12 protein-coding genes are annotated in these 12550 nt (G+C 74.0%); 8 read left to right on the forward strand and 4 right to left on the reverse strand.

Annotated features, from left to right (window positions below):
- Positions 1-82: 82 nt before the first annotated feature.
- A complete protein-coding gene (locus tag CK485_RS22235) occupies positions 83-1003 on the forward strand; it encodes a DMT family transporter (protein WP_109453634.1) in 921 nt (306 codons plus the stop codon).
- 25 nt (positions 1004-1028) lie between these two features.
- Here the strand turns inward: CK485_RS22235 and CK485_RS22240 are convergent, their stop codons facing one another.
- The 3 genes from CK485_RS22240 to CK485_RS22250 all read right to left on the reverse strand — a co-directional run bounded on the left by CK485_RS22240 (position 1029) and on the right by CK485_RS22250 (position 4270).
- On the reverse strand, positions 1029-2537 hold the full coding sequence (locus tag CK485_RS22240) for a glycosyltransferase family 39 protein (protein ID WP_109453635.1): 1509 nt from the start codon (positions 2535-2537) through the stop codon (positions 1029-1031).
- 34 nt (positions 2538-2571) lie between these two features.
- Positions 2572-3435 carry a hypothetical protein gene (locus tag CK485_RS22245; RefSeq protein ID WP_109453636.1) on the reverse strand — a complete coding sequence of 288 codons (864 nt, stop codon included), beginning with the start codon at positions 3433-3435 and terminating at the stop codon, positions 2572-2574.
- A gap of 76 nt (positions 3436-3511) precedes the next feature.
- Positions 3512-4270 (reverse strand): enoyl-CoA hydratase/isomerase family protein, encoded by a 759-nt coding sequence (locus tag CK485_RS22250; protein WP_109453637.1) that lies wholly within the window; start codon positions 4268-4270, stop codon positions 3512-3514.
- A 272-nt stretch (positions 4271-4542) separates the two neighbouring features.
- On the opposite strand from CK485_RS22250, the gene CK485_RS22255 reads away from it, so the two are divergent.
- Positions 4543-5088 carry an ATP-binding protein gene (locus tag CK485_RS22255; protein ID WP_109453638.1) on the forward strand — a complete coding sequence of 182 codons (546 nt, stop codon included), beginning with the start codon at positions 4543-4545 and terminating at the stop codon, positions 5086-5088.
- A 19-nt stretch (positions 5089-5107) separates the two neighbouring features.
- On the opposite strand, the gene idi is transcribed toward CK485_RS22255, so the two are convergent.
- The gene (gene idi, locus CK485_RS22260; protein ID WP_109453639.1) at positions 5108-5728 is read right to left on the reverse strand and encodes an isopentenyl-diphosphate Delta-isomerase; all 621 of its coding nucleotides are present in this window, start codon (positions 5726-5728) and stop codon (positions 5108-5110) included.
- Positions 5729-6088: 360 nt separating this feature from the next.
- Between idi and CK485_RS22265 the strand changes: the two genes are divergently transcribed.
- From CK485_RS22265 to CK485_RS22290, 6 genes are all read left to right on the forward strand, one after another.
- Positions 6089-7906 carry a DUF5941 domain-containing protein gene (locus CK485_RS22265; protein WP_109453640.1) on the forward strand — a complete coding sequence of 606 codons (1818 nt, stop codon included), beginning with the start codon at positions 6089-6091 and terminating at the stop codon, positions 7904-7906.
- Positions 7903-8640, forward strand: a complete 738-nt coding sequence (locus CK485_RS22270) for a phosphocholine cytidylyltransferase family protein (RefSeq protein WP_109453641.1) — start codon at positions 7903-7905, stop codon at positions 8638-8640. Before CK485_RS22265 ends, CK485_RS22270 begins: the two co-directional genes overlap by 4 nt.
- Positions 8628-9689, forward strand: coding sequence for an iron-containing alcohol dehydrogenase family protein (locus CK485_RS22275; protein ID WP_109453642.1), 1062 nt, complete (start codon positions 8628-8630; stop codon positions 9687-9689). Before CK485_RS22270 ends, CK485_RS22275 begins: the two co-directional genes overlap by 13 nt.
- The gene (locus CK485_RS22280; RefSeq protein WP_109453643.1) at positions 9667-10446 is read left to right on the forward strand and encodes a CDP-alcohol phosphatidyltransferase family protein; all 780 of its coding nucleotides are present in this window, start codon (positions 9667-9669) and stop codon (positions 10444-10446) included. Before CK485_RS22275 ends, CK485_RS22280 begins: the two co-directional genes overlap by 23 nt.
- An 8-nt stretch (positions 10447-10454) precedes the next feature.
- On the forward strand, positions 10455-11327 hold the full coding sequence (locus CK485_RS22285; RefSeq protein WP_109454335.1) for a glycosyltransferase: 873 nt from the start codon (positions 10455-10457) through the stop codon (positions 11325-11327).
- 108 nt (positions 11328-11435) lie between these two features.
- Positions 11436-12215, forward strand: coding sequence for an ABC transporter ATP-binding protein (locus CK485_RS22290; RefSeq protein WP_109453644.1), 780 nt, complete (start codon positions 11436-11438; stop codon positions 12213-12215).
- Positions 12216-12550: the final 335 nt, after the last annotated feature.

The raw sequence follows: 12550 nt of genomic DNA on the forward strand, positions 1-12550 counted from the left end.
CATCCGGCGGGGGCGCTATCGTCGGCAGCACTTCGACAAGCCGCCGGTGCGGTGCGCCCGGCTCGCTGGGAAGGGTGACGTCGTGGCCGTGTTCCTGCTCGGTATCGGCGCCGCGTGCTGCCTCGGCTTCGGCTTCGTGCTCCAGCAGCGGGCGGCCCAGCGCGCCCCGCTGGCCGACTTCCTCTCCTTCCGGCTGCTGCTCGACCTGCTGAAGATGCCCGAATGGCTGCTGGGCATCGCCGCCATGGTCGCCGGACAGGTGCTCGGCGCGCTCGCCCTCACCCACGGCGAGGTCTCCCAGGTCGAACCGCTGCTCGCCACCAACCTGCTGTTCGCCATGGCGCTGTCGCGCTGGCTGAGCGACCAGCCGCTCGGCCGCAGCGGCTGGGGCGGGGTGCTGGTGCTGGCACTCGGCGTCACCGCGTTCATCGTCGCCGGCCGGCCCTCCGGCGGCGGCCACCTCGCCTCGCCGCTGCGCCACTGGCTGGTCTTCGGCGTCGTCGTGGGCCTCGCGATGCTGCTGACCGCCATCGGCAAGCGGCTGCGGCCCACCCGCGAGGCGACTCTGCTGTCCCTGGCCGCCGGCACCCTCTACGGCCTCCAGGACGCCCTGACCCGGGTCGTCGGCACCCTCATCCACGACGGCGGCATCGCCGCGGTCTTCACGCACTGGCAGCCGTACGTCATCGTGGGCTGCGGCCTGACCGGGCTGCTGCTGGTGCAGAGCGCCTTCGAGACCGCGCCGCTGCGCTCCTCGCTGCCCGCGCTCACCGCCGCCGAGCCGATCGTCGGCATCGCCTGCGGCGTCGGCTTCCTCGGCGACCGGCTGCGGGTCACCCCCGGCGCGCTGGCCTGGCAGGTCATCGGCCTGATCGCGATCGTCGTCGGCGTCGTCCTGCTGGGCAGCCACCCGGCGATGCCGGAGGGCCCCTGCGCCACCCGCGACCCGCACCAGGTCCAGCCGCGCCAGCATCTCGGCCGCCGCGCCTCCGCCCGCCGCTGAGCCGCACGCCCCCCCCGCGCGGCCGCTACCGTCCGCGCGGCACGTAGACCGCCCAGCCGGTCACCAGCGGCGAGCCGGTCAGCGGGCGCCGCCGCCAGCCGGGGGCGTAGGACGGCGCGGGGGAGCCGGGCCCGACCAGGACCGCCACGCTCTCCCGGCGCGCTGCGCGCAGCACGTCCGCGCCGGACGCCTCGGACGCGTCGGTGCGCGGGTTGGAGCTCACCGACGAGGCACAGCGCGCGTCGTAGGCGATCGGCTGGGTGTCACCGGCCAGCAGGCACGGAGGTTCCACGCCCACCCGCCGTACCGCGTCGGCCAGCGCCTGGTACTGGTCGACCGTGCGCCGGGCCGAGGCGATCTGGCGGTGCAGCAACCGCTCCTGGATCTGCCAGTGCCCGGCGAGCACCACGCAGGCCAGCGCGGCGGCCGTCAGGCGCCACCCGGTCGGCCGCAGCCGCACCGCCCGCGCCCCCCGGGTGACCAGCCCGGCCACCGGCAGCGCCAGCAGCGCGTAGGCGGGCAGCAGGAAGCGCGGGGCGGCGTACGGGATCAGGAACAGGTACGGGACGGACAGCGCGACGGCGCAGGCCACCGGGAGCATCGCGGTCGCCGTGCGCCCGGTGCGGCGGGCCACCACCAGCCCGGCCGCCGCGAGCACCGGCAGCGCAAGCCACCAGGCGGTGTCCAGGGCCGGGGGATACCCCACGGCGCACGGTCTGCACAGCAGCGGGCCGTCGGCGCTGCGCAGCGCGTTGCCGACGTTCCACGACAGCCCCATGCCGCCCTCGATCGCGCTGGAGTCGGACAGCCGCTGCCCGATGCCGCCGAACCGCGCGTACGCCTCGGCGACCCACTCCGCCAGCCCAGCCGCCAGGCCCAGCACGATCGCGGCGGCGGGGCGCACCGAGCGCCAGGACGGCACCAGCGTCACGGCGGCCAGCAGCGGAAGCGCGAGCCAGACCCCGTCCGGCGCCCGCACCAGCGCCGGCCACCCGACGCTCAGCGCCAGCCCCAGCAGATACCGCCCGCGCGGCCCCTCGCGCACCGCCAGCAGCAGGAACCCGGCGGCGGCCACGGCACCGAAGGCCACCCACAGGTTCGGCATCATCTGGGCGCCGTACTCCACGCTCACCCACAGCGTGCCGAACAGCAGCGCGGCCAGCGCCGCCGTCCCGCCGCCCACCAGCCGCCGCCACACCGCGAACGCCCCGAACAGCGCCAGGCCCGACAGCACGGCGAGGAAGACCCGGATCGCCAGGGGATCGGAGGTGAAAAGCGCGACCGGCGCGCCCAGCAGCGTCACCCCGCGCGAGCGTGGAGCAGAGAAGAACGCGGCGGGCGCGCGCGGGTCGACCTGCGAGAAGTAGATCGACTCGTCCCAGGCGAGCGAGCGCCCGGGCGCGGCCAGCAGCAACTGGAGCACGGTGTACACCAGGCACACCAGTGCGAGCCGCGGGTCGCGGGCGGCGGTGCCGATACGACGCCACGCCGGTGACAGCGGCGTGCGCCGGGCCGGCGCTCCGGCGAGTGTCATCCTCATGCCCTTCCGCGGTCCGCGGGCGAGCCCGTCAGCCCTTGCCGAGGTGCTTGAGCGGCAGCGCGTCCGCCGCGAGCACCGCCTGCGTGAACGGTCCGGCCAGCTCCATCAGCCGTTCCGCGTACTCGGCGCCGAGATGGCGGTACGGCGCGAAGCCCAGCCGGTCGGTGTCCTCCTCCACCTCGCGCCGCAACTCCGCACCGCGCTCGGTCAGTTCGCCCTCTCCGTCCAGCAGCCCGCGCTCGCGCAGCCGGGCCTCGGCCGCCGCCCACTGCTCGGCCGACCAGCCCCGGGTGGCCTGGAAGAAGTACGACGTGAAGCCCTTGCCGGTGGCGGTGTGCGTCACCAGCGCCTCCAGACCGTCGAGTTCGGCGGTCGCCAGCGCGATCAGATGCCCGTCGCCGCGGTGCTCGCGCAGCAGCGTGACCGCGTGCCACAGCGCCAGGTGCGGTTCGTCCGGCACCGGCAGGTCGGCGTTGGCCGCGTACAGCGGACGGCCGGGCGCCTCGCACGCCTCGGCGGCGCGCAGCGCCAGCTCGGCGGCCTCCGTCATCTGGCGCGAGCCGATCGCCTCGTCGCCCAGCAGCCGCCGCAGGTACGCGTCGGTGATCCGCAGCCGCGCCGCCAGGACCTCCCGCGGCGTGGTCAGCTCCCAGGCGCGCGGGATGTCGCGGGCCACGAGATCGGGGCTGAAGTTGTAGAACGTGGCGGTGACCGTCCCCGCGCCGACCGCCCCCATCGGGGCCGACCGCCCGGCGAAGTAGGCCATCGAACCGCGTTCGAGACCGAGGGCGGACAACTGCTCGTCATGCTCGGGCGCGAAGTAGAAGGCCGAGTGCAGCGGGTTGAGCGCGTTGTAGCAGCGCCGGGCCGCCCGCAGGGTCAGGGTAGTCATGCGCCTCACGTTACCCGGGGGTAGTCCGCACGCACACGGTCCACGCCCGCCGCGACCGCGCCGCCGGCGGCCCGCGTCACGCGCTCCACGTGAACCGCGGCTCGCGCCGCTCCAGGAACGCGGCGACGCCCTCCGCGCGGTCCCCGCTGCCGCGCGCCTCGCGGTCCCAGTGCGCCACGCGGTCGGCGCCGGCCTCGCCCCGCAGCGCCTGTGCGGTGAACTCCTTCGCCGCGGCCTGGGTCAGCCCCGACCGGCTCGCCAGTACGGCGGTGAACCGCTCGACGCGCGCGGCCAGTTCGCCGGCGTCCAGCAGCTCGTCGACGAGACCGGTGCGCAGCGCCCGCTCGTCGTCGATCAACTCGGCGGAGAACAACAGGTACTTGGCGGTCGCGGGACCCACGAGGGAGACCAGCCGCCGGGTGGAGGAGGCCGGGTAGACGATGCCCAGCCGGGCCGGGGTCACCCCGAACCGCGACCCGCGCGCCGCGAACCGCAGGTCGCAGGCGGCGGCCAACTGGCACCCGCCGCCCACGCAGTAGCCCCGGACCACCGCCAGCGTGGGCTTGGGGAAGGCGGCGAGCGCCTCCTCGGCGACGGCAGCGGCGCCCTCGGTGCCGGGCTCGCGCAGCGCCGAGATGTCCGCGCCCGCGCAGAATGTGTCGCCCGCGCCGGTCAGCACCAGCGCCCGCACCTGCCGCTCGGCCGCGAGACCGTCCAGCAGCCCGGGCAGCTCGCGCCACATCCCGGGCGTCATGGCGTTGCGCTTGGCGGGGTTGGCGATGGTGACGGTGGCGACGCCGTCCCGTCGCTCCAGCAGCAGACCGGGCTCCGCCATGCGCGTACCTCCAGATGATCGCCCGCCCGGATCCTATCCACCGCCGGGCGACCGTCCCTTGAACTGCGACGGCAACGCAAGAAGAACAAAAGCCGCACAACCGCTCGTTCCAGCCGGTGAATACGTTCATTACCGGTCACGACACGCCAAGAGGTACAGACTTGCGGTCAGCGCTTCGGTAAGCGCTTCCTGCGTTCAACACTCATGGAGAGTGAGGCGGTTCCACATCGGCGGAACTGCGGGGAACGTCACGCGAAGCGGGTGCTGCTGTCATGACGGTCTGCGGAAGAATCCCACCCGATCCGGTCCCGGCCGATCGCGTCCCGCCCGGCCCGGTGCCCGTCGGCCCGGTGCCGGGGGCGGCCGGCGCCGCCTCGCCCGCCGCCGCGCCGCGGGTCCCGTACGAGGGGACCTGGCGGTTCACCGCGCCCGCCCTGGACTCCTCCGTGCCGCAGGTCCGGCACGCGGTGCGCGACCTGCTGGACCGGCAGCGGGTGCCGGTCCGCGACGAGACCGTCGACGGGCTGCTGCTGATCGTCTCCGAACTGGTGACCAACGCCGTGCGGCACGCCGCCGTGCTCTCCCCGCGCATCACCGTCGAGGTCGCCGTGACCACCGGGTGGGTACGGGTCGCGGTCGCCGACGACCACCCGTACCGGCCCAAGGCGCTGGAGGCCGACCACGTCAGGACCGGCGGGCGCGGGCTGCTGCTGGTGAAGGCGATCACCGTCGAGGCGGGCGGCAGTTGCGACGTCGAGCACACCCCGCAGGGCGGCAAGGTCGTGTGGGCGGCGCTCCCCCTGCACGCCGCCTCCTGACCGCCTCCGGCTCAGCCGGTCACCAGCCCGCTTCCGCGCCGGTCAGCTCCCGCGCCGCCGGGCGCGCCGCGTCCAGCACGGTGCCGAACCACGCGGACAGCGTCGCCCCCGCGCCCAGCTCGGCCAGCTGCGCCGGGGTCACGAAGGTGGTCTCCATGACCTCCTGCGGGTCCGGCCGCGGCTCGGCACGGACCAGCCCCACGAACAGGTGGTTGAACTCCTGCTCCACCAGCCCGGACGCCGGGTCCGGATGGTTGTAGCGCACCGTCCCCGCCTCGCGCATCAGCACCGGCGCGACGCCCAGCTCCTCCGCCGTGCGCCGGGCGGCGGCAACGAACGGCTGCTCGCCCGGGTACGGGTGACCGCAGCAGGTGTTGGACCACACCCCGGGGGAGTGGTACTTGCCCAGCGCCCGCCGCTGCATCAGCAGCCGCCCGGCGTCGTCGAACAGGAAGACGGAGAAGGCGCGGTGCAGCCTGCCGGGAGGCAGGTGTGCGGAGAGTTTCTCCGCGGTCCCGATCGTCGTCCCGGTCTCGTCGACCAGTTCCAGCAGGATCGCCTCCGCGCTGCCGTTGACGGTCGAGCTGCCGTTGGAGGCCGGCCCGGTTGACGCTGAGCCGGTGGCGGGAGAGATCGGCATGGCCATCCTTCGCTGTTGAACCTCGGTAACGCCCTGCTTCTTGCCGCTCACACCGTGACGTTCACGACGTACGCGAAGGCCCCAGTCTGCCGCACTCCGTCCCGCCCGCGAGAGTGATCACGGTCGTCGTCACCCCCGTGTCAGCCCCGGCGCCTCCCCTCGGCACGCACAGGGCGGCGTGCCATGATGCGCCTGCCGAGCCCGGGGTGAACCTGCGGTGAACGCCGCCTTCCGCCGATCCGATAGCCTCTGCCGTCGAGCCCGTCCCGGCGTCACGGGGGCGTGGTGGCCGTCGCGCCCGCGTCCCGGCCGTGCCGCGGGCGGCCTCGCACCAGATCACATCCAGGGGAGTGAGTTCGTCTGTCGACCGCCATCCTCACCGGCCCGCCGGTCGCGGGCTCGCCGCTCACCGAGGACCTGCGCGCCCTCGGCTTCGACGTCACCGTGGCGGACGGCCCCGGGCGGCTGGCGGCCGAGCTGGCGGCGGCGCCCGCCGGGGCCAGGGTCGCCGTGGTCGACCCCCGGTTCACCGGCCACCGGCACGCCCTGCGGCTGGCGCTGACCGACCCCCGTTTCCCGGCGGGCGCGATCCCCGGCGCCCTCGGCGCGACCGGCGCCGCCCGCGCCGAGCTGGCCTGCGCCGTCCGTGAGCCCGCCGCGGCGGCCACCGGCAACGGCAACGGCACCGGCCAGGGCGGCACGCCCACCCCCGACGCCCTGGCCGCCGCGCTGGAGGGCGCCGGGATCGACGTGCACCGTCCGGAACTCGGCGTCCTGGTCGCCGCCGTGCCCGCCGACGAGACGGCCCGCGCGCGGGCCCGCGAGGCCACCGCGGGCGTGGACGACGAGGCGGTGCGGCTGCGCAGCGCGGTCAAGTCCCGCGACGGCTTCTTCACCACCTTCTGCGTCAGCCCCTACTCGCGCTACCTCGCCCGCTGGTGCGCCCGGCGCGGGCTCACCCCCAACCAGGTCACCACCGCGTCGCTGCTGGTCGCGCTGATCGCCGCCGCCTGCGCCGCCACCGGCACCCGCCCCGGCTTCGTCGCCGCCGGCGTGCTGCTGATCGCCTCGTTCGTGCTGGACTGCACCGACGGCCAGCTGGCCCGCTACTCCCTCCAGTACTCCACGCTCGGCGCCTGGCTGGACGCCACCTTCGACCGGGCCAAGGAGTACGCCTACTACGCGGGCCTGGCGCTGGGCGCCGCCCGCGGCGGTGACGACGTGTGGGCGCTGGCCCTGGGCGCGATGGTGCTCCAGTCCTGCCGCCACATCGTCGACTTCTCCTTCAACGAGGCGAACCACGACGCGACCGCCAACACCAGCCCGACCGCCGCCCTGTCCGACCGGCTCGACAGCGTCGGCTGGACGGTGTGGGTGCGGCGGATGGTCGTGCTGCCGATCGGCGAGCGCTGGGCGCTGATCGCCGTGCTGACGGCCGTCACCACGCCCCGGATCGTCTTCCTGGTGCTGCTGGTCGGCTGCGCGCTGGCCGCCTGCTACACCACCGCCGGGCGTCTGCTGCGCTCGCTGACCCGCAGGGCCCGCCGCACCGACCGCGCCGCCCAGGCCCTGGCCGACCTCGCCGACACCGGGCCCGTCGCCGAAGCCGTCGCGCGGGTCGCCCCGAAGCGGCTGCCGTCCTTCGCCGCCCCCGCGGTCGCGCTGCTCGGCGCCGCCGCCGTGGTCGCCACCGCCTGGCTGACCCCGCACGGCTCCTGGTGGCCGCTGCTCGCCGCCGCCCTCTACGCGGTCACCTCGGGCGTGGCGGTCGCCGCGCCGCTGAAGGGCGCGCTGGACTGGCTGGTGCCGCCGCTCTTCCGGGCGGCCGAGTACGTGACGATCCTGGCGCTGGCCGCCCGCTCGGGGCTGCACGGCGCGGTCCCGGCGGCGTTCGGGCTGGTCGCGGCCGTCGCCTACCATCACTACGACACGGTGTACCGCATCCGCGGCGGCACCGGCGCGCCACCGCGGGCCCTGGTCCGCGCGTCCGGCGGGCACGAGGGCAGGGTGCTGGTCGTGACCGCGCTCGCCGCCCTCCTCGCGGACCGTACGACGTTCACTTGGGCGCTGGCGGCTCTGGCCGGGCTGCTCGCGCTGACGGTGCTCACCGAGTCCATCCGTTTCTGGGTCTCGGCCGGGGCGCCCGCGGTACACGACGAAACAGGAGAACCCACATGATCGGCCTCGTGCTGGCGGCCGGCGCCGGACGGCGTCTTCGCCCCTACACCGACACCCTGCCGAAGGCCCTGGTGCCGGTGGACGGGGACACCACCGTCCTGGACCTGACCCTGGGCAACTTCGCCGAGGTCGGCCTGACCGACGCGGCCGTGGTCATCGGCTACCGGGGCGAGGCCGTCGTCGAGCGCAAGGCCGCGCTGGAGAAGAAGTACGGCGTCAAGCTCCACCTCGTCGTCAACGACAAGGCCGAGGAGTGGAACAACGCCTACTCCCTGTGGTGCGCCCGGGACGTCATCAAGGAAGGCGTCATCCTCGCCAACGGCGACACCGTGCACCCGGTCTCGGTCGAGAAGACCCTGCTGGCCGCGCGCGGCGCCGGACAGCGCATCATCCTGGCCCTCGACACGGTCAAGTCGCTGGCCGACGAGGAGATGAAGGTCATCACCGCGCAGGGCAAGGGCGTCCAGCGGATCACCAAGCTGATGGACCCGGCCGGCGCCACCGGCGAGTACATCGGTGTCACCCTGATCGAGCCGGAGGCCGCCGAGCCGCTCGCCGACGCGCTGCGCGCCACCTACGAGCGCGACCCGCAGCTGTACTACGAGGACGGCTACCAGGAACTGGTCGACCGCGGCTTCACCGTGGACGTGGCGCCGATCGGCGAGGTCTCCTGGGTCGAGATCGACAACCACGACGACCTCGCCAAGGCCCGGGGGATCGCGTGCCAGTACTGACCCGGCTGATCCCCTCGCCGGTCGTCGTGGACATCCGGCGCGGCGCGCTGGACGACCTCGCGGGTCTCCTCGCCGACCAGCGCATCTCCAGCTCCGGCAGGCTGGCGGTGGCGATCAGCGGGGGCTCCGGGGCGGCGCTGCGCGAGCGGCTCGCCCCGGCCCTGCCGGACGCCGACTGGTTCGAGGTGGGCGGCGGCAGCATCGACGCGGCGGTGAGGCTCTCCAACGCGATGAGCGGCAAGAACTACGACGCGCTCGTGGGCCTCGGTGGCGGGAAGATCATCGACGCTTCGAAGTACGCGGCCGCCCGGGTCGGCCTGCCCGTCGTCGCCGTCGCCACCAACCTCTCGCACGACGGCATCTGCTCTCCGGTGGCGACGCTCGACAACGACCACGGCCGGGGCTCTTACGGCGTGCCGACCCCGATCGCGCTCGTCATCGACCTCGACGTGGTCCGTCAGGCACCGCAGCGCTTCGTCCGGTCAGGTGTGGGCGACGCGATCTCCAACATCAACGCGATGGCCGACTGGGAGCTGTCGAACCAGGTGACCGGCGAGCGCGTCGACGGTCTCGCGGGCGCGATGGCCCGGACCGCCGGAGAGGCGGTGCTGCGGCACACCGGCGGCATCGGCGACGACGACTTCCTCACCACGCTCGCGGAGGCGCTGGTGCTCTCGGGCATCGCCATGTCCGTGAGCGGTGACAGCCGTCCGGCGTCCGGCTCCTGCCACGAGATCCTGCACGCCTTCGACATCCTCTACCCGCAGCGCGCGCCGGCGCACGGCGAGGGCGCCGGTATCGGGGCCGCGTTCGCCATGCATCTGCGCGGTGCCGCCGAGGAGTCCGGGCAGATCGTCGAGGTGTTGCGGCGCCACGGCCTGCCGGTGCTGCCGGGCGAGGCCGGTTTCTCGGACGAGGAGTTCGTCCGGGTCGTCGAGTACGCCCCTCAGACCCGCCCCGGCCGGTTCACCATCCTCGAACACCTCGATCTCGACTCCGACGCCATCAGGGATGCGTACGCCGACTATGTCAAAGCCATCGGTAGCTGAACTGCGGCCGGTCGTGCACCCCGCGGGGGTGAAGGACCGGCGCAGCGGTGAGCACTGGGCCGGGCGCATGTACATGCGGGAGATCTCGCTGCGCATCGACCGGCACCTTGTCACCACCCGGGTCACCCCCAACCAGCTGACCTACCTGATGACCGTCTGCGGCGTGCTGGCCGCCCCGGCGCTGCTGGTGCCGGGCATCCCGGGCGCCGTGCTGGGCGTCGTGATGGTCCAGCTGTACCTGCTGCTGGACTGCGTGGACGGCGAGGTCGCCCGCTGGAAGAAGCAGTTCTCGCTGTCCGGGGTCTACCTCGACCGCGTCGGCGCCTACCTCACCGACGCCGCGGTCCTGGTCGGCTTCGGCCTGCGCGCCGCCGACCTGTGGGGCTCGGGGCGCATCGACTGGCTGTGGGCGTTCCTGGGCACCCTCGCCGCGCTCGGCGCGATCCTCATCAAGGCCGAGACCGACCTCGTCGGCGTGGCCCGGCACCAGGGCGGGCTGCCGCCGGTCAAGGAGGCGGCCGCCGAGCCGCGTTCGTCCGGTGTGGCGCTCGCCCGGCGGGCCGCCGCCGCGCTGAAGTTCCACCGGCTGGTCCTCGGCGTCGAGGCGTCCCTGCTGATCCTGGTGCTCGCGGTCGTCGACCAGATCCGCGGCGACCTGTTCTTCTCGCGGCTGGGCGTGGCGGTGCTCGCGGGCATCGCGCTGTTGCAGACGCTGCTGCACCTGGTGTCCGTCCTGGCGTCGAGCAGGCTGCGGTGAGCGCGGCCATGAAACTCGGCGCGGTCGTGCTGACCATGGGCAACCGCCCCGACGAACTGCGCGCGCTGCTGGACTCGGTGGCCAGGCAGCGCGGCGACGCCATCGAGGTCGTCGTCGTCGGCAACGGCTCGCCGCTGCCCGAACTCCCGCACGGCGTAAGGACGGTGGAGCTGCCGGAGAACCTCGGCATCCCGGCCGGGCGCAACGTCGGCATCGAGGCGTTCGGCCCCGGCGGCAGCGAGGTGGACGCGCTGCTGTTCCTCGACGACGACGGGCTGCTGCCCCGGGACGACACCGCCGAGCTGGTGCGCGAGGCGTTCGCCGCCGACCCCAGGCTGGGCATCATCTCGTTCCGCATCACCGACCCGCAGACCGGCAGCACGCAGCGCCGCCACGTGCCGAGGCTGCGCGCCTCCGACCCGTTGCGCTCCTCGCGCGTCACGACGTTCCTCGGCGGCGCCAACGCCACCAGGACGGCGGTCTTCCAGCAGGTCGGCGGGCTGCCCGGCGAGTTCTTCTACGCGCATGAGGAGACCGACCTGGCCTGGCGGGCGCTGGACGGCGGCTGGCTGATCGACTACCGCGCGGACATGGTGCTGGAGCACCCGGCGACCGCCCCGAGCCGGCACGCCGTCTACCACCGCATGGTGGCCCGCAACCGGGTCTGGCTGGCCCGCCGCAACCTCCCGGCGCCACTGGTCCCGCTGTACCTGACCACGTGGATCCTGCTGACACTCGCCCGACGCCCGTCCCGTCCCGCGCTGCGGGCCTGGCTGGGCGGGTTCAAGGAGGGCTGGACGAAGCCGTGCGGACCGCGCCGGCCGATGCGCTGGCGCACGGTGTGGCGGCTGACCAGGCTGGGAAGGCCGCCGGTCATCTGACGACTCCGGCGTTACGCGCCCGGTTGGGCGGCTGCTCGGCCCGAATCCGCCTCGCGTTCACCTTTCCCTGATGTGCTGCCTACCGCGGCGCTTCAGGGGAAGGTACGGATGACGGACGCGGTACGGGACGAGCGGGTGCCCACGGTCGTCGTGCAGGGACTGCACATCGTCTACCGGGTGCACGGCGGCGGTGGCGGCAAGCGCAGCGCGTCGGCGGCCCTCGGGCGCCTGGTGCGCCGCCAGGCCACTCCCCACCTGCGCGAGGTGCACGCCGTGCGCGGGGTGAGCTTCGTCGGGTACCGCGGTGAGGCGGTCGGGCTGATCGGCACCAACGGCGCGGGCAAGTCCACGCTGCTGCGGGCGATCGCCGGGCTGCTGCCGCCCGAGCGCGGCCGGGTGTACGTCGAGGGCCGCCCGTCGCTGCTGGGCGTCAACGCGGCCTTGATGAACGATTTGAGTGGCGAGCGCAACGTCATACTCGGCGGCCTGGCGATGGGCATGGGCCACCGCGAGATCCGCGAGCGCTACCAGGACATCGTTGACTTCTCCGGCATCGACGAACGCGGCGACTTCTCCTCGCTGCCGATGCGCACCTACTCCTCCGGCATGGGCGCCCGGCTGCGGTTCGCCATCGCCGCCTGCAAACGGCACGACGTACTGCTCATCGACGAGGCGCTGGCCACCGGTGACGTGGCGTTCCAGCGGCGGTCGCTGGAACGCATCCGTGAGCTGCGCGAGCAGGCCGGCACGGTCTTCCTGGTCAGCCACAACAACCGCTCGATCCGCGAGGTGTGCGAGCGGGTGCTGTGGCTGGAGCGCGGTGAACTGCTGATGGACGGACCCACGGAAGCGGTGCTGGCCGCCTACGAGGAGCACACCCGCGGCTGACCGAACGCCCCGGCCTCGACCCGATCGTGAGCGAGCCGTCGCGAATCCGTTGCGGTAATCGCGCCGTCCGCGCGGGAGCCTGCCGATACGGTCGGCAGGGGCCGTACGTGTGACAGCGATCAACTCATGTGGCGGAGGGGAAGATTCGCGGCCCCCGTGTTGTTCGACGTCATGGGTGAATGACCGGGAGACCCGGGCGTACGCCGGATCCCTGTACGGCGTACGCTGAGTCAATGCCCACCGCCGGACCGCCCACGACCTGCCCTTCGGCGCGCGGGGTGCGGGGGCGCACGGCGGCGACGGCAGGAACGGAGGGCGGTATTGGGTGCGGCGTG

The sequence above is a fragment of the Streptomyces sp. ICBB 8177 genome (genome assembly GCF_003144095.1).
Lineage (GTDB): Bacteria > Actinomycetota > Actinomycetes > Streptomycetales > Streptomycetaceae > Streptantibioticus_D.